This is a genomic window from Pseudundibacterium arcticum (assembly GCF_042646465.1).
Classification (GTDB): Bacteria; Pseudomonadota; Gammaproteobacteria; order Burkholderiales; family Burkholderiaceae_D; genus Undibacterium_A; species Undibacterium_A arcticum.
In genome coordinates, this window is sequence record NZ_JBHRTP010000101.1 from 15,761 (window position 1) to 37,172 (window position 21,412).

The 21,412-nt window shown below is 59.6% G+C and carries 21 protein-coding genes; 9 read left to right on the forward strand and 12 right to left on the reverse strand.

Features of this window, described 5'->3' with window-relative positions; genetic code table 11:
• Positions 1-61: 61 nt before the first annotated feature.
• The 7 genes from ACFOFO_RS24595 to ACFOFO_RS24625 form a co-directional block, all read right to left on the reverse strand.
• Positions 62-1,000 carry a polysaccharide deacetylase family protein gene (locus tag ACFOFO_RS24595; protein ID WP_390324305.1) on the reverse strand — a complete coding sequence of 313 codons (939 nt, stop codon included), beginning with the start codon at positions 998-1,000 and terminating at the stop codon, positions 62-64.
• Positions 1,001-1,058: 58 nt separating this feature from the next.
• On the reverse strand, positions 1,059-2,111 hold the full coding sequence (locus ACFOFO_RS24600; RefSeq protein WP_390324307.1) for a bifunctional UDP-4-keto-pentose/UDP-xylose synthase: 1,053 nt from the start codon (positions 2,109-2,111) through the stop codon (positions 1,059-1,061).
• A gap of 77 nt (positions 2,112-2,188) precedes the next feature.
• Positions 2,189-3,085 (reverse strand): formyltransferase, encoded by an 897-nt coding sequence (locus tag ACFOFO_RS24605; RefSeq protein WP_390324309.1) that lies wholly within the window; start codon positions 3,083-3,085, stop codon positions 2,189-2,191.
• Entirely contained in the window at positions 3,082-4,074 is a 993-nt protein-coding gene (locus tag ACFOFO_RS24610) for a glycosyltransferase (RefSeq protein ID WP_390324311.1), read from the reverse strand. The genes ACFOFO_RS24605 and ACFOFO_RS24610 overlap by 4 nt, the downstream gene beginning before the upstream one ends.
• 381 nt (positions 4,075-4,455) lie before the next feature.
• Positions 4,456-5,595 carry a DegT/DnrJ/EryC1/StrS family aminotransferase gene (locus tag ACFOFO_RS24615; RefSeq protein ID WP_390333293.1) on the reverse strand — a complete coding sequence of 380 codons (1,140 nt, stop codon included), beginning with the start codon at positions 5,593-5,595 and terminating at the stop codon, positions 4,456-4,458.
• Between the two features lie 163 nt (positions 5,596-5,758).
• Positions 5,759-7,420: a glycosyltransferase family 39 protein gene (locus tag ACFOFO_RS24620; protein ID WP_390333295.1), complete on the reverse strand. Its 1,662-nt coding sequence runs from the start codon at positions 7,418-7,420 to the stop codon at positions 5,759-5,761.
• Positions 7,421-7,532: 112 nt separating this feature from the next.
• The gene (locus ACFOFO_RS24625; protein WP_390333296.1) at positions 7,533-7,934 is read right to left on the reverse strand and encodes an Mth938-like domain-containing protein; all 402 of its coding nucleotides are present in this window, start codon (positions 7,932-7,934) and stop codon (positions 7,533-7,535) included.
• A gap of 239 nt (positions 7,935-8,173) precedes the next feature.
• Here ACFOFO_RS24625 and ACFOFO_RS24630 point away from each other — a divergent pair, with 239 nt between their 5' ends.
• The 4 genes from ACFOFO_RS24630 (at position 8,174) to sugE (ending at position 12,052) form a co-directional block, all read left to right on the forward strand.
• Positions 8,174-9,403, forward strand: coding sequence for a pyridoxal phosphate-dependent aminotransferase (locus ACFOFO_RS24630; RefSeq protein ID WP_390333298.1), 1,230 nt, complete (start codon positions 8,174-8,176; stop codon positions 9,401-9,403).
• 141 nt (positions 9,404-9,544) lie between these two features.
• The gene (locus tag ACFOFO_RS24635) at positions 9,545-10,867 is read left to right on the forward strand and encodes a homoserine dehydrogenase (protein WP_390324316.1); all 1,323 of its coding nucleotides are present in this window, start codon (positions 9,545-9,547) and stop codon (positions 10,865-10,867) included.
• A 118-nt stretch (positions 10,868-10,985) separates the two neighbouring features.
• On the forward strand, positions 10,986-11,561 hold the full coding sequence (locus tag ACFOFO_RS24640) for a TMEM175 family protein (protein WP_390328054.1): 576 nt from the start codon (positions 10,986-10,988) through the stop codon (positions 11,559-11,561).
• A gap of 170 nt (positions 11,562-11,731) precedes the next feature.
• Complete coding sequence (gene sugE / locus ACFOFO_RS24645; protein ID WP_390324318.1) at positions 11,732-12,052, forward strand: quaternary ammonium compound efflux SMR transporter SugE; 321 nt, start codon at positions 11,732-11,734, stop codon at positions 12,050-12,052.
• Between the two features lie 63 nt (positions 12,053-12,115).
• Here sugE and ACFOFO_RS24650 read toward each other — a convergent pair whose 3' ends face one another.
• From ACFOFO_RS24650 to ACFOFO_RS24660, 3 genes are all read right to left on the reverse strand, one after another.
• A complete protein-coding gene (locus ACFOFO_RS24650; protein WP_390333300.1) occupies positions 12,116-12,397 on the reverse strand; it encodes an EF-hand domain-containing protein in 282 nt (93 codons plus the stop codon).
• A 151-nt stretch (positions 12,398-12,548) separates the two neighbouring features.
• Positions 12,549-12,857 (reverse strand): hypothetical protein, encoded by a 309-nt coding sequence (locus ACFOFO_RS24655; protein ID WP_390333302.1) that lies wholly within the window; start codon positions 12,855-12,857, stop codon positions 12,549-12,551.
• Between the two features lie 25 nt (positions 12,858-12,882).
• Positions 12,883-13,458 (reverse strand): helix-turn-helix domain-containing protein, encoded by a 576-nt coding sequence (locus ACFOFO_RS24660; protein WP_390333304.1) that lies wholly within the window; start codon positions 13,456-13,458, stop codon positions 12,883-12,885.
• Between the two features lie 200 nt (positions 13,459-13,658).
• On the opposite strand from ACFOFO_RS24660, the gene kbl reads away from it, so the two are divergent.
• The 3 genes from kbl (at position 13,659) to ACFOFO_RS24675 (ending at position 17,372) form a co-directional block, all read left to right on the forward strand.
• Positions 13,659-14,876 carry a glycine C-acetyltransferase gene (gene kbl, locus ACFOFO_RS24665; RefSeq protein WP_390324322.1) on the forward strand — a complete coding sequence of 406 codons (1,218 nt, stop codon included), beginning with the start codon at positions 13,659-13,661 and terminating at the stop codon, positions 14,874-14,876.
• An 11-nt stretch (positions 14,877-14,887) separates the two neighbouring features.
• Entirely contained in the window at positions 14,888-15,871 is a 984-nt protein-coding gene (locus tag ACFOFO_RS24670; protein WP_390324324.1) for an NAD-dependent epimerase/dehydratase family protein, read from the forward strand.
• 115 nt (positions 15,872-15,986) lie between these two features.
• The gene (locus ACFOFO_RS24675) at positions 15,987-17,372 is read left to right on the forward strand and encodes an L-serine ammonia-lyase (protein WP_390324325.1); all 1,386 of its coding nucleotides are present in this window, start codon (positions 15,987-15,989) and stop codon (positions 17,370-17,372) included.
• Between the two features lie 102 nt (positions 17,373-17,474).
• Here ACFOFO_RS24675 and ACFOFO_RS24680 read toward each other — a convergent pair whose 3' ends face one another.
• Positions 17,475-17,819 (reverse strand): antibiotic biosynthesis monooxygenase family protein, encoded by a 345-nt coding sequence (locus ACFOFO_RS24680; RefSeq protein WP_390333307.1) that lies wholly within the window; start codon positions 17,817-17,819, stop codon positions 17,475-17,477.
• Positions 17,800-19,014, reverse strand: a complete 1,215-nt coding sequence (locus ACFOFO_RS24685; RefSeq protein WP_390333308.1) for a cytochrome P450 — start codon at positions 19,012-19,014, stop codon at positions 17,800-17,802. The genes ACFOFO_RS24680 and ACFOFO_RS24685 overlap by 20 nt, the downstream gene beginning before the upstream one ends.
• An 89-nt stretch (positions 19,015-19,103) precedes the next feature.
• Here ACFOFO_RS24685 and ACFOFO_RS24690 point away from each other — a divergent pair, with 89 nt between their 5' ends.
• A complete protein-coding gene (locus ACFOFO_RS24690) occupies positions 19,104-19,811 on the forward strand; it encodes an ArsR/SmtB family transcription factor (RefSeq protein WP_390324331.1) in 708 nt (235 codons plus the stop codon).
• A 105-nt stretch (positions 19,812-19,916) separates the two neighbouring features.
• Positions 19,917-21,401, forward strand: coding sequence for a threonine synthase (gene thrC / locus ACFOFO_RS24695; protein ID WP_390324333.1), 1,485 nt, complete (start codon positions 19,917-19,919; stop codon positions 21,399-21,401).
• Positions 21,402-21,412 lie beyond the last annotated feature (11 nt).

Sequence of the window (21,412 nt, forward strand, 5' to 3'; positions counted from 1 at the left end):
GTACGCTGTTGTTGTCGTTACCGTGGAGAGGGTTAGCCGCGTTCGCACCACCGGTTCCGCATCAAGCTTGCAAAATCAGTTCGCCCGAGCGCCCCGGCAACTCTCCCCAACTGACCGGATAAGTGGGTAATGGCTCGTTCTTGACCTGTTCATAATAGTCTGCCATTGCCATACATTGATAGCCTTGTGCCCGCCATCCGCTCAGCAATTGATCGAAGATGGGGGCGAGTTTCTGTCCTTCAAGTTCTGCGTGCAAGGTGTACACGTGATCGCGCGGCTGCTCGGTCAGTTTCAGCAAATGGGCAGCGATATTGGCCGTGTCGACGACGGCGCCATGCATGCTGCGCCCGAGCATTTCATCCAGCGTTGGCAGTGTGGTCGGCAACTGGATGCAGGAGTGGGTCTTGCCCAAGGCACTGAGCCGGTGCGGACCGGCTGCCGGATCGGCTAGCGTGCCGGATTCTGTCAGCTGGGCGCGGCCGTCGGACGCATAGGCCATGCCGAACGCGTCAAGCTGGGCGAACGCATGTTCGTTCATCTGCCACCCGGCGGCACCATGCGTTTGCGGCGGCTGGCCGAAGATGTCGGTAAAGCGGTCGAACGATTTTTGCATTTGCGTGCGGGTCCACGTCGCATCGCGCCGGCGCACGTGGTCCTGCCACACCACATGATCCCAGGTATGAATACCGCATTCGAAGCCGGCATCGCGCACTGCGCGCATTTCGGCGGCGCAGGTCCGGCCGATGTCAGGTGCCGGCAACAGCACGCCGTACATCAGGGTCTTTAAGCCGTAATGCTCGACCACCGAGGTGCGGGATACCTTTTGAAAAAAACCGGGTCGAAATGCCCGCCGCAATGCCCAACCGGTATGGTCCGGGCCGAGCGAAAACAGGAAGCTGGCATTGGCCTGGTGCTGCTGCAGCAGCCGCACCAGGTTCGGCACACCCTCGCGGGTGCCGCGATAGGTGTCGACGTCGATTTTGAGGGTGATTGATGGCACAGTGGGCACTTGGGGCACGGGGCAAGGTGAACAGGGTTGGCGCAGCTTCGCATCAACCTTAGTCGACCAGTGCCCGGGCCTCGGCAACTTGGCCGCGGTAAGCGTCGAAAATCGTGCGCAAGGCATCGGCCATCGAGGTAGTCGGCTGCCACTTCAGTTCGTCGCAGGTATTGGTGATTTTCGGCACGCGATTCTGCACGTCCTGATAGCCGTTACCGTAGTACGCGCCGGAAGTTGTTTCGATCAGTTGGACGCGCTTGGCCGTGTCTGCGTATTCCGGGTATTCGGCAGCGAGTTTGAGCATCATTGCCGCCAGATCGCGGATCGAATAATTGTTGACCGGATTGCCGATGTTGTAGATCTTGCCGCTGGCAATGCCATCTTCGTTGGCGATGATTTTCATCAGCGCATCGATGCCGTCACCGATATGGGTGAACGCACGCTTCTGATGGCCGCCATCGACCAGCGAGATGTTTTCACCGCGCACGAGGTGGCCGAAGAACTGCGTGACGACCCGGGACGAACCTTCTTTTGGCGTATGGATCGAATCGAGTCCGGCGCCGATCCAGTTGAACGGGCGGAACAGCGTGAAGTTCAGGCCTTCCATGCCGTAGCCCCAGATTACGCGGTCCATCAGCTGCTTGGCGCAGGAGTAGATCCAGCGCGGCTTATTGATCGGGCCGCAGACCAGCTCGGACTGTTCCGGATCGAATTCGTCGTCGTGGCACATGCCGTAGACTTCAGACGTCGATGGGAACACCAGGTGCTTGCCGTACTTGGCGGCGGAGCGCACGATCGGCAGATTCGCTTCAAAGTCGAGTTCGAATACGCGCAATGGTTGCTTGACATAGGTCGATGGCGTTGCGATCGCAACCAGCGGCAGGATCACATCGCATTTCTTGACGTGGTATTCGACCCATTCCTTGTTGATCGTGATGTCGCCTTCGAAGAAGTGCATGCGCGATTTATAGGCTTCGTTGTCGAGCAGGTCGTTGATGCGGTCGGTCATCATGTCCATGCCGTAGACGTGCCAGTCGGTGGTCTCGAGAATGCGTTGGGACAGATGATGGCCGATGAAACCGTTGACGCCGAGGATAAGGACTTTTTTCATGTTTTTTCGCTTGCTCTGGTTGATTGGTGATCCCGATGGCGGCCGCGACGGCAATCAGGCGTCGTGGCGTTCAGGGCTCAGGACAAATATTGTTGCAATTGGGAAGGCGAAACGGGTGCTCCGTCCACCAATAATTCGGTAATGCGCAGCGCGAGGCCATCGCCGCAGACGCCAAATACGCAATTATCCACTACTGCCAAGCCTAAGGGCAAATCTGGCGGTGTCGTCGCTGCCAGTCGGGCCTTGCCGATCACGAAGGTACGGTCGCCGATTTGCGTGAACGCGCCAGGATAGGGCGGTGCTACTGCGCGATACAGGTTGTAGACGTTTTGTGCGTTTTGCGACCAGTCGATGCGACCGTCTTCCGGGGTGCGGCCGCCGAAGTAGCTGCCTTTTGCGAGCTCGTTCGGCAGCTTTGGCGCATGCCCGGCCAACAGGTCAGGCAGTGCGTTCCACAACGTTTGCTCGGCCGCCACGGTCAGCTTGCCGAACACTTCATAGGCGGTGTCGTCGGGCAGGATCGGCACCGCAGATTGTCCAATAATTGCGCCCGCGTCCGGCTTGGCCGTCATTTCATGCAGCGTGGCGCCGGTTTCGGTTTCGCCATGCAGCACGGCCCAGTTGACGGGCACGCGGCCGCGGTATTTGGGCAGCAATGAGCCATGCATGTTGTAGGCGCCGTGTTTGGCCAGCGCCAGCAATTCGGGCGCCAGCATGTGGCGGTAATAGAAGCTGAAAATGAAATCCGGTTGTAGCGTTTTGATGCGTTCAAACAATTCCGGCGAGCGCGGGTCGGCCGGGGTCACGGTCGGAATGCCATGCTCACGGCACAACGCGGCGACCGATTCGAACCAGATGGTCTCCGACGGATTGTCTTCGTGGGTGACGACCAGCGCGACGTCCACGCCACGCGCCAGCAGCACCTTCAGGCAGCGCACGCCGACATTGTGATAGGCGAAGACGACTGCTTTCATCGCCGATCCCGAATAACTGCCGGCTCGGCATGCAGCGGTTCCGGCTGCTCGCTGGTCTGTTGCTGTTGCAGGATGGTCTTGATGACATATTGCGGCCGTCCACGCACTTGCTGGAAGATGCGGCCGACATATTCACCGACCAGGCCGATGCCGAACAGGATTACGCCCATCATGAAGAACGCGATCGCAAACAGGGTGAACAGTCCCTCAGCCTCGGCGCCAAGCAGGAAGCGCCGGATCAGCAGTAATACCACCAGGCCGGCCGAGCCGATGGACAGCACCATGCCCAGCATCGAGAACAATTGCAGCGGCACCAGCGAAAAGCCGGTGACCAGATCGAAATTGAGACGGATCAGGCTGTATATCGAATATTTCGATTCGCCGGCCGCGCGTTCTTCATGCTCGACCACGATTTCCGCTGGTTTGCGGGCGAAGGTGAAGGCCAGCGCCGGCACGAAGGTATTGACCTCGGTGCACTGATTGATCAGGTCGATCACGTTGCGGCCGTAGGCGCGCAGCATATTGCCCTGATCGGTGATCTTGATGTGGGTGATTTTTTCGCGCAACAGGTTCATCGCCTTGGAGGCCATCGTGCGCCATGCCGAATCCTGCCGTTTGCGGCGGATCGAGCCGACATAATCGTAGCCTTCGCGCACTTTGGCGACCAGGCGGCCGATTTCTTCGGGCGGATTTTGCAGGTCGGCGTCGAGCGTCACTACGATGTCGCCGCGTGACGCGTTGAAACCGGCCAGAATCGCCATGTGCTGACCGTAATTGCCGTTGAACAGCACGACCCTTGTCACGTCTGGCCGCGAACGGAATTGCTCGGCCAGAATGGCCGCCGAGTTGTCGCGACTGCCATCGTTAACGTAGACGATTTCATACGGATAGCCGAGCGCGTCGAGCGCAGGATACAGGCGGGCGAACAGATGGGCCAGGCCGGCTTCTTCGTTATAGACGGGGATGACGACGGAGATTTCTGGATTCATTGGGCGTTTTTTTATGGGTGGGACTTTTGTAGAATGGACATCTAGGAGTCTGTTGGACCTACGGAATCGAAGCGAAAAATTGGCTGAGCGAGGACAGATTTTGCCGGATTTGCAGCGTCAATAGCGAGCTATTGACCAAAAAAACCGGCGACACTGTACCGCTCAGAGACTTTAGCAGCCGATTCTCCGGGGGCGCCGAGCCGTAAGTCCGACAGACTCCTAGTTGCCGTGTCATTCCCGCGCATGTCGGGACCCGGTGTCGTTCATTGATCAAGCGAACACGCCGGGCAGTTTTCGCCGAAATGACGTCTGGACAACTATCCAAGTTTTAGGTAAGCCCTCATCGAGTGTGCAAGCGGTGCCCGGCAGCACCGCATGGAATTATTCGCCAAGCATAGATTTTACCGCGCCAACCGCCCGTTCCACATCGGCTTTTGTCATGGCCGAGAACATCGGCAGGGTCACAGTTTGGCGCCCGATCCGTTCTGCGACCGGGAACATGCCTTCCGTGAAACCGCGTTCGCGGTACAGCGTGAACAGATGGATCGGCGCGTAGTGAAAGCCGATACCGATATTGTGCTGCTGCAACATCTGCGCCATGAAGTCGGCGCGCTTGATGCGCTCCGGCAAGATGATCTGGAACAAATGCCAGTTGCTGTTCTCGGTATCGGCGACCGGTAGCTGGGCGCCGGTGTTGGCCTCGAAATCTGCGCCAAAACAGTGGAAATAATGCTGCGCCAACGCCTTGCGGTGGCTGGTAATGGTGTCAATGTGGGCCATTTGACCCAAGCCGATGACGGCCGTGATGTCGGTCATATTGTATTTGCCGCCCAGCACGTCGACGTCGATGCCGTCGAAACCGCTGCGGGTCACGCCTTGCAGTCGGTATTTTTCCGCCAGCCGCGCCTCGTCGGCATTGTTCAATACCAGGCAGCCGCCTTCACCGGTCGTGATGTTTTTATTGGCCTGGAAGCTGAACGACACCATATCGCCGAAAGCACCGATGCGCTGACCGCGCCAGGTCGAGCCGATCGCCTGAGCCGCATCCTCGACCACGCGCAACTTGTGCTTGTTGGCGATCGCATACAAGCGGTCCATATCGACCGGCAGGCCGGACAGATAGACCGGGATGATGGCCTTGGTACGGGGTGTGATGGCCGCTTCCAGCTTGTCCAGGTCGATGTTGCGCGTGCTCGGATCGATATCGGCAAACACCGGCGTTGCGCCGACTTCGATGATCACGTTGGCGGTCGCGACCCACGACACCGGCGTCGTAATCACCTCGTCGCCCGCACCGATGCCGGCGATGCGCAGCGCAATCTCCATGGTGCAGGTGCCGGAATTGAAGGTGCGGACCGGGCGGCCGCCGAAATAGTCGGATAACTGCGCTTCCAGCGCCTGTACCTTGGGCCCGCTGGTAATCCAGCCGGAGCGCAACACCTGGCCGACGGCCTCGATGGTGGCTTCGTCTATGGTCGGCCTGGAAAACGGCAGGAAGGGTAGTTGGGCAGTGGTTGTCATTCGGCGGTCGCTCGGGTTTCGTTGCTGAAAATGGTTCAAGGTGGCGGTTGTCAGGTTGCCCGGAGACAACTGCGCACAAAAACGGCCGGCAGATAATGCCACATCACCGACCATGCGCCAAGCGCCAGCGGCCGGTGTGTGCCGACCGCTTGTCAGTCTGGCATCAGGGCTTTGGGTCATTCGCAATCACGATCCGGCGCGGGTCCTGGACCACGATGCGCATCGGCACGCCTTGTTTTTGCATCTCGGTGTAGATCTCCGGTGTCGTCACCGCAATCGATTTCGGGCCGTTGCGCCACTTGTCAATGAAGGCGGCGCGGGTCGGAATCCATAGTTCGGGTTGCTGTTTCAGGCCGAATTCGAGTTCGTCGGTATGTTCTACCAGGATCATGGTCCGGCGCAAATAGTAGGGAATCGCCTGATCGTAGCGACCAACCGCATAAAGCGGCGTGTCCGGGCTCAGTTCGGCCAGGATCGGCGCCACCAGCGGCTCACCCGATGCATAGCGGCCGAGCGGCTCGTGGCCCAGCATCAGGATCTGGCTGGACGCAAAACCGCTGACGGCCAGAATCACGACTGCCAGATCGCGGCGGGTTTGCAGCGAGCGCAAGCACCACAGGCTCATCAGGCCGCCGACCAGCGCCACGATGGCGGCCGCCAGCACCCACGGTTGATAGGCTTGATACAGCGGGATCTCCTGAGGAACCTTGGTCAAGGTCGCCACTTTCGGCGTCAGGGCCATGCCGACCACGCCCAGCGCGGCGAGCAGGCTGGCGGCGATGATCCAGCTGCGGCGCGGTGCGTGTTCCAGATACGCGGCCAGCAGCAAGGCCAGCGCCGGAAAGATCGGCAGGATGTAAGACGGCAGCTTGGAGCTGGAGATGCTGAAAAAGAAGAAGATGAAGCCGGCCCAGATCACCAGCATTTTTTTCGGCTGAAAACGCGCGGCGGCATCGTGTTTCATTCCCTGCACGACACTTTGAACAAAAACGCCGAGCCAGGGCAGGAGGCCGACCACCAGCAGCGGCACGAAGTAATACAGCGGCCCTTCGCGATGGTGGGTCTTGGTCAGGAAGCGCTCAAAATGCTCGTGGATGAAGAAAAAACGCGGAAATTCTGGATTTTTCAGCGACACCAGTATGAACCACGGCGTGGTGATCGCAAAAAACAGCAGCAGACCCTTGCCCAAGTGCAGACGCTGCCAGATCGACCAGTCGCGCGCCAGCACGGTGTAAATCACCAGCACGGCGCCCGGCAGGACCAGCCCGATCAAGCCCTTCGACATGACGGCCAGCGCCATGCCGGCCCAACAAGCCAGCATCCAGGTGCGGCGTTCGCTGGCGGTTGCATTGTCACGTTGCGCGACCAGCAGCGCACACAGCGCCAGCGTCATCATGCCGGACAGCCCCATATCGAGCGTGTTGACATGGCCTAGCGCAGCCCACAGCCAGCTTGACGCCAACACCAGTCCTGCATAGAAGCCGACGCGTGGGTTGAATACGCGGTAGCCGGCATACGCAGTCATCACGATACCGAAAAAGCCGGACAGGCCAGTCCAGAAGCGTGCCTGCCATTCACCCATGCCAAACAGTTCGAAAGTGAGCGCATTCATCCAGGTTTGCAGCGGTGGCTTTTCAAAATACTTGATGCCGTTCAGGCGGGTCGTGATCCAGTCGCCGCTGGCGACCATTTCGCGCGCCATCTCGGCATAGCGGCCCTCATCGGTCGGGACCAGGGTGCGCAAATCGAGCATGTAAAACCAGGCAATGGTGAAAATCAGCAGCAGTGCCCAGGTGAAGGCTTTGGATTTGTAAAGATCGGTCATTGTGGGGAGTGAATGCAAGGGCTTGGTCCGTCCAAATATGTTATGGAGTATATTGATCTATCCGCCTATTTTATTGCGGATGGAGATCGATATCTATGGAGTATATGCTTAATCAGGATTGTTCTTGCGGGCCTGGAGCAGGGTTTTCAGCTATCAGCGCGAGCGCCACCTTGCGGCCTTCCGCCATCAGGATGTTATAAGTACGACAGGCTGCCTTGTTGTCCATGCATTCGACGCCGACCCGGCGCGCCGTCAGCATGGCGGTCAGCCTCGGATGGACGAAACGCTGGCGGGCGCCGGTACCGAGGATCACGACATCCGGCATGGCGGCATCGATCTGCGCGAAGTGCTCGGGGGTCAATTGCTCGAAACTGGGGACCGGCCACGCGATTGGCGCGACTTCCGGCAGCACCAGCAGGCTATAGTTAAAATGCCGAGCATTGATTTCGATACCGCTGTCGTCGTAGGCGGTGACGGTTTGGTATTGTTGAGTGGTGGTGGCATGCAGCTTCATGGCGTCGGCACGCGCGCGCAACCGATTTGAATGCGCGAATTGCGTGGAAAAGATGGGGAACAAGCCGCATTGTAGCGTTTTTCCGCGTTTTAACTCGCTTTGGTGAGCTTCATCGGCCTGTTTAGATTGATAAAAGAGGGTAGATTCGGCAGAATGGGGTTTTTCTGGCAATGCAGCAATCCGGCATCAGTAGTCAAGCCCGCGCAGTACCTAAATATTGAAAACGACGAAAGACCGCAGTGCGACCGATTCAAAAATCAAAGAAACTGGCAGACGTCTGCTACGACATCCGCGGGCCTGTGCTGGAAAAGGCCAAGCAGATGGAGGAAGAGGGCCACAAGATCATCAAGCTCAACATTGGCAATCTGGCCGTGTTCGGGTTCGATCCGCCCGACGAAATCGTGCAGGACATGATCCTGAACCTGCACAACGCTGCCGGCTACACCGACTCCAAAGGCATGTTCGCGCCACGCAAGGCGATCATGCACTACACGCAGGGCAAGAACATCGCCGGCGTGACGATGGAAGACATCTATATCGGGAATGGCGCGTCGGAGCTGATCGTGATGAGCATGAATGCACTGCTCAATGGCGGCGACGAAGTGCTGGTGCCGGCGCCCGACTATCCGCTGTGGACCGCCGCGGTCAGCCTGTCGGGTGGCAAGCCGGTGCATTACCTGTGCGACGAGTCCAACGGCTGGCTGCCCGATATCGACGATATCAAGAAGAAGATCACGCCCAATACCAAGGCGATCGTCGTCATTAACCCGAATAACCCGACCGGGGCGCTGTATCCGGTCGAGATTTTGCAACAGATCGTTGAGGTGGCGCGCCAGCATCAACTGATCGTGTGCGCCGACGAGATCTACGACAAGACGCTGTACGACGAGGCGCAGCACGTCTCGATCGCGTCGCTGGCCGATGATGTGCTGTGCCTGACCCTGAATGGCTTGTCCAAGAATTACCGCTCCTGTGGTTACCGCGCCGGCTGGATGGTGGTGTCGGGTGAAAAACGTCACGCCAAGGATTACATCGAGGGCCTGAACATGCTGGCCTCGATGCGTCTGTGCGCCAATGCGCCGGGGCAGTACGCGATCCAGACCGCGCTCGGCGGCTATCAGAGCATTGCCGACCTGGTCGGTCCTGGCGGCCGCCTGCTCAAGCAACGCGACATGGCGCACAAACTGTTGACCGCTATCCCGGGCGTGACCTGCGTCAAGCCAAAATCGGCGCTTTACATGTTTCCCAAACTCGACGCCAAGATGTACCCGATCGCGGATGACCAGCAATTCGCCTACGAGTTGCTAGAGGAAGAACGGGTCCTGATCGTGCAAGGCACAGGCTTCAACTGGCACACACCGGACCATTTCCGCGTCGTGTTCCTGCCCAATGCGGACGATTTGAGCGACGCCATCGGCCGCATTGCGCGTTTCCTGGAAGGCTATCGCCGCCGCCACAGCACCGAATAGGTTGGAGTATGTAGTATCTCCCGGCTTTTCATATGCGGGAAGGAAGCAATTGTCATGGAGTATATTGTCGAGTCGGGCCGGCCGCGCCTTGCCCACGCTCGTGTTTTTCGCGCTGTGTTTAAACAAAAGATATAGAGAGCTATGAAACCCATCAAAGTAGGCCTGCTAGGCATCGGCACCGTCGGCGCCGGCACATTCAACGTCCTGAAACGTAACCAGCAAGAGATCACGCGTCGCGCCGGTCGCGGCATCGAAATCACGATGGTGGCCGACCTCAATACCGAACGCGCGCGCGAACTGACCAATGGCGAATGCGAAGTGGTGAGCGACGCCAACCTGGTGGTCAACCATCCCGACATCGACATCGTGATCGAGCTGATCGGTGGCTACGGCATCGCCAAGGACCTGGTGCTGAAGGCGATCGCCAATGGCAAGCATGTCGTCACCGCCAACAAGGCCTTGCTGGCGACGCACGGCAACGAGATTTTCAAGGCGGCGCAAGACCAGGGCGTGATGGTCGCGTTCGAAGCGGCCGTCGCCGGCGGCATTCCGATCATCAAGGCGCTGCGCGAAGGCCTGACCGCCAACCGGATCGAGTGGATCGCCGGCATCATCAACGGCACCACCAATTTCATCCTGTCCGAGATGCGCGACAAGGGACTCGATTTTGACGTCGCGCTGAAAGAGGCACAACGCCTCGGTTACGCTGAAGCCGACCCGACCTTCGACATCGAGGGTATCGACGCTGCGCACAAGGCCACCATCATGGCTGCCATCGCGTTCGGCATACCGATGCAGTTCGAGAAAGCTTACGTCGAAGGCATCACCACATTGCAGGCCACCGACATCCTGTATGCCGAAGAACTAGGCTACCGGATCAAGCTGCTCGGCATCGCCAAGCGCGCCCACGTCAACGGCCAGGAAGGCATCGAACTACGCGTGCACCCGACGCTGATCCCGGAAAAGCGTCTGATCGCGAATGTCGAAGGCGCGATGAATGCGGTACTGGTGCATGGCGACGCCGTCGGTGCCACCTTGTATTACGGCAAGGGCGCCGGCGCCGAGCCGACCGCATCGGCAGTGATCGCCGATCTGGTCGACATCACCCGCCTGGCGACGGCCGATCCGGAACACCGGGTGCCGCATCTGGCTTTCCAGCCCGACGCGATGACCGATACACCGATCCTGCCGATGTCGGAAATCACCACCAGTTACTACCTGCGGATGCACGTCGCCGACCTGCCGGGCGTACTGGCCGATGTCACCCGGATCCTGGCCGATGCGTCGATTTCGATCGATGCGATGCTGCAAAAGGAACCGGCCGAAGGCGAGAGTCAGACCGATATCGTGATCCTGACGCATCAGACCCAGGAAAAAAACATCGTGGCAGCGATTGCGAAGATGGAAGCCTTGTCGACGGTGGTCGGCAAGGTGATCAAGATCCGTCTGGAAGAGCTGAGCTGATCGCGCAGCGGCCAGGCGGCCGCAGCGCTTGGCGCAGACCAACATCGGCCGGCACACTCGTTCGGGCCAGATCGCCGGCGCCGCCGCAGGGGGCACGTCTGACAGGGAGGGGGCCGAGATGGACAAAGGCCGGCTGGAAGCATTTAGCGATGGCGTGATTGCCATCATCATTACCATCATGGTGCTGGAACTGAAGGTGCCGCACGGCGATGATCTGACCGTGCTGCAGCCGCTGATTCCGGTATTGATCAGTTATGTGTTGAGCTTCGTGTATGTCGGCATCTACTGGAACAATCACCACCATCTGCTGCATGCGGTGAAGAAGGTCAATGGGCCGGTATTGTGGGCCAATTTACATTTGTTGTTCTGGCTGTCGCTGTTCCCGTTTGTGACCGGCTGGATGGGTGAAAATCATTTTTCGATGCTGCCGATTGCGGTCTATGGCTGCGTGCTGCTGATGGCGGCCATCGCGTATTACATCCTGGTGCTGGTGCTGATCAGGCTGCATGGCTGGGATTCCCGACTGGCCAGAGCGGTCGGATGCGATGTCAAGGGCAAGCTGTCGGCGTTGGCGTATGCGCTCGCGATACCGCTGACTTTCTTCAATCATTGGCTCGCCTTAAGCATCTATGTCGGGGTCGCGCTGACATGGCTGGTGCCGGACCGCCGCATCGAGAAGGTGCTGGTGGAGTGATTCGGTCTGCGGGCTGCGAAACTGACGCGGGTGGAGGCATATACTCCCCGTTGTTCTACTTTCCGCCCGCAAATAATTATTGCACTATTTTAATATACTCCTACCGCAACGTGATTGCGCCGGGGCATCTGTCGGCGCGATAGCGGCGCGTCTGTATGCAAAGGAAATCGATGGCTTGGCTCATGCTGATTGTCGCAGGACTGTTCGAGGTGGGCTGGGCCATCGGACTCAAATACACGGAAGGATTCACGCGGCTGTGGCCGACGGTCGGCACCGTGCTGGCGATGCTGCTCAGCGTCGGACTGCTGGGGCTGGCGATGAAGTCGTTGCCGGTCGGCACCGCCTATGGCGTCTGGGTCGGAGTCGGCGCGGTCGGCACCGTGATCCTCGGCATTATTTTGCTGGGGGAGCCCGCCAATGCGGCGCGACTGGTCAGCGTTGCGCTGATCATCGCCGGCATAGTCGGCCTGAAACTGGCGACGCCGGCCTGATTGCCGATTTAATGACCGTGCCGGGCCGTATTGCCGACGCCGCCGGCGCCCGGCAACGCCCTCCTATTTGGAGGCCTCGCCTTCCATATTGCGCATATACATGCGCGTCATCTTTTTCATCTCGTTCATGTCGACCATGCCGTCTTTGGTTTTCTTCATCGCGTCGTACCTCGCTTCGTGATATTTCATGTATTCATCCTTTGAAACCATGCCGTCACCATTGGTGTCCATTTTCTTTAACTGCATCATCATGGCTTTTTCGGACTCTTCACTTTCCTTTGCAAACGTAGATGTGCTGGCAACCAATGAGACGCAAGCGAGCAGGGCGGCAAGAAATGTTTTCATGATGATTTCTCCAAAATTGAATTTACGGTAACCCTTTGTGTACACACTGCTTGCCCCGATTAATCGGGACAAGGCATCAAACGTATGGGCCAAAAGTCGGCATATCATTGTTTGATCAGTGTTTGGTCGAAAGCGTCGGCAAATCATTTCACTATTTGCTGCCGTCGGTTTGATTTGCATCATCGAAACCGATCGGAATCGCGCAAAGCACGATCGTCGCTGCGGCTCGGCTCAGCATGTGGCCGAATCGCCGCAGCGCCTTATGTACGCTGCGTGCGCTGCGTGCGCTGGTCGTCATGGGTAAGGAAACGGTCAAGCTGCTGGCATCCGCGCACGGACGGACAGCGTCATCGGGATCGCCGGTGCGTAATTTCCGGAGCATTAGTTTCTCCGAAATAAATCGATGCAAAGGATCGATTGTCCGGATCAAAGCCGGCGCGGGATTCGAATTTTTTCTCATTAACTTATACCCAGCGCCGGGTGGATCATCGGTGGATGACGACCAGTAACGCTTTCGCCTCAGTCTTGCCTGCGTTCCTGATTGCATGGCTCTTGTCCGCCATGTAGCGGGCGGTACCGCCGGTCTTGAGTTTTTTCTTCACGCCATCCACCTCGACATCAACCGCGCCGTGCAATAACGTCAGGTATTCCTTGGTGCCCGGATCGTGCGGTTGGGACACCAACTCGCCTTGTGGCGCCAGCGTCAATTCATACCATTCATACTTGCCGGCCAGTTCCATCGGCCCCAGGATCCGCAGTACATAACCGGCATGCACGCCGGGCAGGGTCGGTGTCTCGTGCGGTTCCAGGATGTGGATCGCTTCCGTCGCCTGCGCCTCGCCAGCCAGCAATTCCTCGATGCCGATACCCAGCGCATTGGCGAGCCGCCAGGCGACCGCGATGGTCGGATTGGCCTTTTCGCGCTCGATCTGCGACAGCATCGACTTGGACACGCCGGCGGCGCGCGACAGGTCGTCCAGCGTCAGACCGCGTTTCAGGCGTATTTTCTGCAGGGTGGCGCCGACTTCTGGCGGTGTGGCGGGAGTGATCGTCTTTTTCATGAAGTGCTTGCAATGTTTAATGGGCATCGCTAATATCCACTATATTGAACTTGAGTTTTGGATAGTGGATTTTTTGCTTTGTACTGAACAGCATCGTAGCAGATGCAATGCCAGCCAAGTACAAAAAATATCAGCTGAACAGTTATAGGCCTCGATCCGGGGCGATTTGGCTTAATTTGACTTACATACGGGGATCTTCCATGAGCGAAACGAATGCGGCGCATGCAAAACAGGCTTTTTATGCCGGCCTGGACGACAAACTGGGCAAATTGCGCCAGGACGGGTTGTACAAGAGCGAGCGCGTGATCGCGTCGCGTCAGGGTGCGCAAGTCGCATGTGACGACGGCCGCACCCTGATCAATCTGTGCGCCAACAATTACCTGGGCCTGTCCGGTGATGAGTCGATGGTGCAGGCGTCCATCGCCGCCACCGAGAAATACGGCTATGGCCTGTCGTCGGTGCGTTTCATCTGCGGCACCCAGACCGTGCACAAGCAACTGGAGCGCGCGTTGTCGGATTTTGTCGGCATGGAAGACACGATCCTGTATGCGGCGGCCTTCGACGCCAACGGCGGCCTGTTCGAGCCGCTGTTCGACGAGCAGGATGCGATCATTTCGGATGCGCTGAATCACGCATCGATCATCGACGGTATCCGTTTGTGCAAGGCGGCGCGCTATCGCTACCAGCACAACGACATGGCCGACCTCGAGACACAACTCCAGGCTGCGGCCGATAAACGCCATAAGGTGATCGTGACGGACGGCGTGTTCTCGATGGATGGCACGATTGCACAACTCGACAAGATCTGCGATCTGGCCGACAAGTACGGCGCATTGGTGATGATCGACGAATGCCATGCCTCCGGCTTCATGGGCAAGACCGGGCGTGGTACCCATGAGCACCACAATGTGCTGGGACGGGTCGATATCATTACCGGCACGCTGGGCAAGGCGCTGGGCGGCGCGATGGGCGGCTTCACTGCGGCACGCAAGGAAGTGATCGATACCTTGCGCCAGAAATCGCGCCCTTATCTGTTCTCGAATACACTGGCGCCATCGATTGCCGGCGCCTCGCTGGCCGTGTTGCAGCGGCTGTCGACCTCGACCGAATTGCGCGACCGGCTGCATGCGAACACCGCGCATTTCCGCCGCGAGATCGCACAACTCGGCTTCACCATCAAGCCAGGCACGCATCCCGTGGTGCCGGTGATGCTGTTCGACGCGCCGCTGGCGCAACAGTTTGCGGCGCGCCTGTATGAACTGGGGGTACTGGTGACCGGTTTCTTTTATCCGGTGGTGCCGATGGGACAGGCGCGGGTGCGGGTGCAGCTGTCCGCCGCGCATACCACCGAGCAACTGGATCGCGCACTGGCCGCATTCGCGCAGGCCGGCCGCGAACTGGGCCTGATTGCACATTAAAGGGATAATAAATGGATAAGCAAGTGGAAAAAATTCTAGTCATCGGCGCCAACGGCCAGATCGGCAGCGAACTGGTCGGTGCGCTGGCCGCACAGCACGGCGCCCACAACGTGATCGCAACCGACATCGGCAGCAGCAACCTGTACGGCGCGGCGCGCTATGAACAGCTGAACGTGCTGGACCAGGAGCGGGTAGCACAGTTGGTGGCCCAGCACGAGATTACCCAGGTCTATCAACTGGCGGCGATGCTGTCGGCGACCGGCGAACAGTCACCGTTGAAGGCCTGGTCGCTGAACATGGACGGCTTGTTGAATATCCTCGAAATCGCCCGTGAACGGCTGCAGGCCGGCAAGCCGCTGAAAGTATTCTGGCCGTCGTCGATCGCCGCCTTCGGCCCTAATACGCCGACCGTCAACACGCCGCAAATGACCGTGATGGATCCGAGCACGATTTACGGCATCAGCAAGCTGGCCGGCGAGCGCCTGTGCGAATATTATTTCAGCAAATACGGCGTCGACGTGCGCAGCATCCGCTATCCCGGCATCATCAGCTACAAGTCGCCACCGGGCGGCGGCACGACCGATTACGCGATCGCGATTTTCCATTCGGCCTTGCTCGACGAGCGCTATGTCAGCTTCCTCGGCCCGGACACGACCTTGCCGATGATTTACATGCCCGATGCGATTCGCGCCACAATTGAATTGATGGATGCGCCGGCGCGGCAAGTGAAGATTCGTTCGTCGTACAACGTGGCCGGCGTCAGTTTCAATCCGCGCGAACTGGCGCTGGAGATCGCCAAACAGCGCCCCGGATTCGAGATTGCCTACCAGCCCGACAGCCGCCAGGCAATTGCCGATAGCTGGCCGCAAAGCCTGGACGATGGCGCCGCGCGCGCCGACTGGGGCTGGCAGGCCAGGATCGGCATCACCGAGCTGGTGGCCGACATGCTGGCCAATGTCGTGGTGGCACCGGCTCAATTGAGCAAGGTTGCCTAGGCGCTATCCATGGCGGAAATGCGATCGCATCACCAGCACTAGGTTGACAACTACTTCCCGGCGCAACCGGCTGCTCTAAAATAGCCAACCCATAATTATTCGACAAGAGACCCAGATGGACATGAGCGTGTTTGACCTCTTCAAAATCGGTATCGGGCCGTCCAGTTCGCACACGGTCGGTCCGATGCTGGCGGCACGCCGGTTTCTGCTGGAGGCCGGTGCGCTCGACCAGGCCATCGGGATCGCAGTCGGGTTGTACGGCTCGCTGGCGCTGACCGGCGTCGGCCATGGTACCGACAAGGCCATTCTGCTTGGTTTGATGGGTGAAACACCGCAGGACATCGCGCCGGACGCGGTCGACGGCAAGCTCGCCGCACTGGCGCAGAGCGGCGAAATCGCGCTGCTTGGCACGCATACCGTTCCGTTCGACGCGGCGCGCGATCTGGTCTGGCACAAGCGGGAAGTCTTGCCCGAGCATCCGAACGGCATGCGCTTTGCGCTGAGGCTGGCCGATGGCAATACGATCGAACGCGTGTTTTATTCCACCGGCGGCGGCTTCATTCATGCGGAAGGCGAGGCGCAAGCGGCCAAGTCGGAGGGCGTCGTGGCCGTGCCGTATCCGTTCAATACCATGAGCGATCTGCTGCAGCACGGCAAGGAAAGCGGCCTGTCGATCGCGGCCATGATGCGCGCCAACGAATGCGCGCATATCAGCAGCGAGCAGCTCGATGCCGGTCTCGACCAACTCTGGCGCGTGATGCACGCTTGCATCGCGCGCGGCCTGCAACACGGCGGCGAACTGCCTGGCGGCTTGCGCGTCAAGCGGCGCGCCGCAGCGCTCTGGCAGGCGGCCAACGATTCCGCCAATGACGCGGCCGACGCACTGCCGCAGGACGGGCTGCACCGCGTCAGCCTGTACGCGATGGCGGTCAACGAAGAAAACGCCGCTGGCGGTCGGGTCGTCACTGCGCCGACCAATGGCGCGGCCGGCATCATTCCGGCCGTGCTGCGCTACTACGCCGAGGACTGCAAACCGAGCGATCCGGTGCAGGGCGTGCGCGACTTCCTGCTCAGCGCGGCCGCGATCGGCATGCTGTGCAAACGCAATGCATCGATCTCCGGCGCCGAGGTCGGTTGCCAGGGCGAGGTCGGTGTCGCCTGCGCGATGGCTGCGGCGGGTCTGGTCGCGGCGCTCGGCGGCACTAACGAACAGATCGAAAACGCGGCTGAAATCGGCATCGAACACCATCTCGGTCTGACCTGCGACCCGATCGGCGGTCTGGTGCAGATTCCGTGCATCGAACGTAACGGCATGGGCGCGGTCAAGGCGATCACCGCATCATCGCTGGCGCTGAAGGGCGACGGCACCCACTACGTCAGTCTCGACCAGGTGATCGAAACCATGCGCCAGACCGGCGCCGACATGATGACCAAGTACAAGGAAACCTCGCTCGGCGGCTTGGCGATCCATGTGGTGACCGTCAATTACTCGGCCTGCTAGACGGAATTCAATCTGCTCCAGATTGTAGGATGGGTGCAACCCATCCATGAGGTCCGATAGACGATGGGTTGCACCCATCCTACGAGACTGTGCGGCGCGCGCTTACCGATGCGCCTGCCGACTGTCCGCCGGCGCCTGAGCCCGGTCGAACATGCCGTAATCCCTGATCACGCCGGCGATCCTGAGTCGATAATCGTCGAACACGCTGGCGCGCCCTCTGGTCTGCGCCATCCGGTGCGTTTCCAGCTGGCGCCACTGCGCAATGGCGGTTTCATCGCGCCAGAATGACAGCGACAATAACTTGCCGGGATCGGATAGGCTCTGGAAGCGTTCGATCGAGATGAAACCCTCGATCTCGTCCAGCAACGGTCTGAGGCTGGCGGCAATGTCGAGATATTCCTGCTTGTGCTCGGCCTTCGGTATCACTTCAAAAATGACTGCAATCATGACTGTCCTTCCATTCGGGAATTCTGGCATTGACCGATGGGCGGTAATGCACCGTGTCGATAAGCTGTTCGTACGCGACCGCCGACGCCAACAATTTTTTCAGTCCTGCGGCGGCGATGCCGGCGGCAATGGCGGCACCGGGACAAGCGTGCAGACCGCTGCCGAAGCTGAAATTGGTGCGATCCGGGCGGCGCAGATCGCAGTGCGCCGGATGTAGGTTGACAGCAGGGTCGCGGTTGGCAGCCGCCAGCAGCAATAATATCGCGTCGCCGGCTTTTAGCCGTTGCCCCGCGATCTGCGTGTCGGCAACCAGATAGCGGCGCGTGTTTTGGATCGGCGGATCGAGCCTTAGCACTTCCTGAATCAGTGGCGCGAGCAGGGCGGGATCGGCCAATACCTGCGAGCGGATAGCCGGTTGCCGATGCAGGTTGATCAGCGTATTGCCGATCAAGCCGGCGGTCGCTTCATAGGCTTGCGTGATGAATCCGATGGCATTGGCGATGACGGGAGCGTGATCGGTGCATCCGATCAGTCGGGCCTGCCGTGCCAGCAGTGCCAGCCCGCTGCTGCCGTCGATTTGCTGGTCTGGTTGCTTGACCAGATGCAAATGAAACAGATCGATCAAATGCTGGGCCGCCAGCGTGCCGTGCGCGACTTGCTCGACGCTGCCGCCCGGCGCGATGCCGCGCACGAAAGCATCGATCCAGATCGCAATGTGCGGCCAATTCTCGGTGGGCATGCCTAGCCAACGGGCAACCACATACACCGGCAGCCGAAACGAAAACTCAGTTAAACGACGCGGCTCGGCTGCGAGATTGCATTGTTCGAACAGAAATTGTGCCGCCTGATCGCCGTGCTCGGCCACTTGTTGCGCGCGGAAAGCCTCCAGCGTACCCACAACCGCCTGTTTGAACGGGCAATGACCGGCGCCGTCATTCATTCGGACCAGATGCCGGAAGATTTCCGCAGCCGCTGAGCCGAGTAATGCCAGCGGCACCGGCTCCGCCGCCGGCCGGACCCGGCAGTGCGGATGCTGCAACACGGCAGTGACCACGTCGGCGCTGGACGCCACCCACATCCGCAGCGTCTGGTCGAAATACAGCGCTTGACGGGCGACCAGCCCGGCATAGTAGGGATACGGATCGGCGGCGGTGGCCGCGGTGATGGGGGTGATAGGGTTGAGTGGTGGGTTCATGCCAGCCTTGCTTGGATGGTGTGCGATGCGCCATTTTGTACCACTGCGTGTAGCATGTCATGCATTAACAGTTTGCTGGCCATCGAACCATGATTGCGAATTCAAACCCGGAACCAGACCTCAGCCGGCTTGCACGCACGGTCGGCGACCCGAGTCGAATCCGGATGCTGACCTTGCTGATGGAAGGGCGCGCGCTGACCGCCAAGGAACTGGCCTACGGTGCCGGCGTCGAGCCGGCCACCGCGAGCGCCCACCTGCGCCGGTTGGAAGAAGATGCCTTTGTCAGCAAGACGGCACAGGGGCGCCACAAGTATTTTCGCCTGGCGTCACCGCAGGTCGCACAATTGGTCGAGGCGCTGATGGTGATGAGTCCACAAGCCCAGCCGCAGCGCACTGGCGCCAATCAGGACGCACCGATCCGGCTGGCCCGGTTTTGTTACGACCATCTGGCAGGCCGGCTCGGCACCGGTCTGACCGCCATACTGCTTGAGCGTGGCTTGCTCAGCATCGACGGCAAGGCGTTTGCCGTTACCGCAGCCGGCGAGAGCTGGTTCCAGTCGTTTGGCATCGATCTGGGGAGCCTGCGGTCAGGACGACGCCAGTTTGCCCATCAATGCCTGGACTGGACAGAGCGCAAGGACCACTTGGCTGGGGCATTGGGCGCTGCAATCGCGCAGCGCCTGCTCGAACTCGGCTGGATTACCCGGCAAAAATCCTCGCGCGTGGTGTCGATCACCGAGTCGGGCCAGCATGGACTGCAGCAACAATTCGGATTATCGCTGCGGGCCGCGGCCTGAATTTACGCCCTGGCCGAGGAGTGCGGACTGTATCCGCAGGGATTGAAATCAAGGGCAAAGCTATAATAAGTGTCATCTTCCACTTAACCATTACTCTTCCACGACATGCAATACGTTTCCACCCGCTCAGGCCACGCCCAGCCATCGACTCCGCAGCAGTTTTCCGACATCCTTTTGGGCGGGTTAGCGCCAGACGGCGGTTTGTATCTGCCGGAGCAATATCCGCAGGTCAGCGGTGCCGAACTCGACGCCTGGCGCAAGTTGTCGTATGCCGACCTGGCGTTTGAAGTGTTGAAAAAATTTGCGACCGACATCCCCGACGCCGACCTCAAGGCGCTGACGCACCAGACCTATCGGGCCGAGGTGTATTGCAATGCGCGCGCCGGCGAGCATGCGGCGCAGATCACACCGCTGCGGGTGCTGGAGGCGAGCAATGCCAAAGGCGAATCGTGTCGACTGATCCTGCAGGCATTGTCGAACGGCCCGACGCTGGCGTTCAAGGACATGGCGATGCAGCTGCTCGGCAACCTGTTCGAATACACGCTGGCGAAGCAGCACGCAGAACTGAATATCTTCGGCGCCACTTCCGGCGATACCGGTAGCGCGGCCGAATACGCGATGCGCGGCAAGCTCGGCATTCGCGTCTTCATGCTGTCGCCGCACAAGAAGATGAGTGCGTTCCAGACTGCGCAGATGTTCAGCCTGCAAGACCCGAACATCTTCAATATCGCGATCGAAGGTGTGTTCGACGATTGTCAGGATATGGTCAAGGCGGTGTCCAACGATCTCGACTTCAAGGCGCGCCAGAAGATCGGCACCGTCAATTCGATCAATTGGGCGCGGGTGGTGGCGCAAGTGGTGTACTACTTCCGCGGCTATCTGGCGGCCACTAGCAGCAATGATCAAAAGGTGTCGTTCACCGTGCCGTCCGGCAATTTCGGCAATATCTGCGCCGGCCACATCGCGCGCATGATGGGTTTGCCGATCGACAAGCTGGTGGCCGCAACCAATGAAAACGATGTGCTCGACGAATTCTTCCGCACCGGCGTGTACCGGGTGCGCAAGTCGGCCGAGACCTACCACACCAGCAGTCCATCGATGGATATCTCGAAGGCATCCAATTTCGAACGCTTCATCTTCGATCTGCTGGGACGCGACAGCGAGCGCGTGCGTGCCTTGTTCCACAAGGTCGAAACCGCGGGCGGTTTCGACTTGTCGGGCCAGCCGGGCAGCGACGGCGACGAGTTCGCCAAGGTCGCGCAATACGGCTTCCGCTCGGGCAAATCGACGCATCAGGGCCGGCTCGACACCATCCGCGATGTGCAGGATGAATACGGCATCACGATCGACACGCACACCGCCGACGGCATCAAGGTCGCACGCGATTACCTGACCCCGGGCGTGCCGATGATCGTACTGGAAACCGCGCTGGCAGCCAAGTTCAACGAAACCATACTGGAAGCGCTGGGCACCGACGCCGAACGTCCGGCCGGCTTCGAGGACATCGAAGCGCTGCCGCAGCGCTTTGTCGTGATGGCGGCCGACATCGCGAAAGTAAAGGACTTCATTGCGGAACGGACCGGTTTATAAACCAAAATCCT

Excerpts from the sequence above, each read along its gene's own strand:
- ACFOFO_RS24675 (WP_390324325.1), top strand. The coding sequence starts at position 15,987 with ATGGACATGAGCGTGTTTGACCTCTTCAAAATCGGTATCGGGCCGTCC.
- sugE (WP_390324318.1), top strand. The coding sequence starts at position 11,732 with ATGGCTTGGCTCATGCTGATTGTCGCAGGACTGTTCGAGGTGGGCTGG.
- ACFOFO_RS24625 (WP_390333296.1), bottom strand. The coding sequence starts at position 7,934 with ATGAAGCTGCATGCCACCACCACTCAACAATACCAAACCGTCACCGCC.
- ACFOFO_RS24650 (WP_390333300.1), bottom strand. The coding sequence starts at position 12,397 with ATGAAAACATTTCTTGCCGCCCTGCTCGCTTGCGTCTCATTGGTTGCC.
- ACFOFO_RS24640 (WP_390328054.1), top strand. The coding sequence starts at position 10,986 with ATGGACAAAGGCCGGCTGGAAGCATTTAGCGATGGCGTGATTGCCATC.
- ACFOFO_RS24605 (WP_390324309.1), bottom strand. The coding sequence starts at position 3,085 with ATGAAAGCAGTCGTCTTCGCCTATCACAATGTCGGCGTGCGCTGCCTG.
- ACFOFO_RS24610 (WP_390324311.1), bottom strand. The coding sequence starts at position 4,074 with ATGAATCCAGAAATCTCCGTCGTCATCCCCGTCTATAACGAAGAAGCC.
- ACFOFO_RS24660 (WP_390333304.1), bottom strand. The coding sequence starts at position 13,458 with ATGAAAAAGACGATCACTCCCGCCACACCGCCAGAAGTCGGCGCCACC.
- ACFOFO_RS24680 (WP_390333307.1), bottom strand. The coding sequence starts at position 17,819 with ATGATTGCAGTCATTTTTGAAGTGATACCGAAGGCCGAGCACAAGCAG.
- ACFOFO_RS24635 (WP_390324316.1), top strand. The coding sequence starts at position 9,545 with ATGAAACCCATCAAAGTAGGCCTGCTAGGCATCGGCACCGTCGGCGCC.
- ACFOFO_RS24690 (WP_390324331.1), top strand. The coding sequence starts at position 19,104 with ATGATTGCGAATTCAAACCCGGAACCAGACCTCAGCCGGCTTGCACGC.
- ACFOFO_RS24620 (WP_390333295.1), bottom strand. The coding sequence starts at position 7,420 with ATGACCGATCTTTACAAATCCAAAGCCTTCACCTGGGCACTGCTGCTG.
- kbl (WP_390324322.1), top strand. The coding sequence starts at position 13,659 with ATGAGCGAAACGAATGCGGCGCATGCAAAACAGGCTTTTTATGCCGGC.
- ACFOFO_RS24685 (WP_390333308.1), bottom strand. The coding sequence starts at position 19,014 with ATGAACCCACCACTCAACCCTATCACCCCCATCACCGCGGCCACCGCC.
- ACFOFO_RS24600 (WP_390324307.1), bottom strand. The coding sequence starts at position 2,111 with ATGAAAAAAGTCCTTATCCTCGGCGTCAACGGTTTCATCGGCCATCAT.
- ACFOFO_RS24655 (WP_390333302.1), bottom strand. The coding sequence starts at position 12,857 with ATGAGAAAAAATTCGAATCCCGCGCCGGCTTTGATCCGGACAATCGAT.
- ACFOFO_RS24615 (WP_390333293.1), bottom strand. The coding sequence starts at position 5,595 with ATGACAACCACTGCCCAACTACCCTTCCTGCCGTTTTCCAGGCCGACC.
- thrC (WP_390324333.1), top strand. The coding sequence starts at position 19,917 with ATGCAATACGTTTCCACCCGCTCAGGCCACGCCCAGCCATCGACTCCG.
- ACFOFO_RS24670 (WP_390324324.1), top strand. The coding sequence starts at position 14,888 with ATGGATAAGCAAGTGGAAAAAATTCTAGTCATCGGCGCCAACGGCCAG.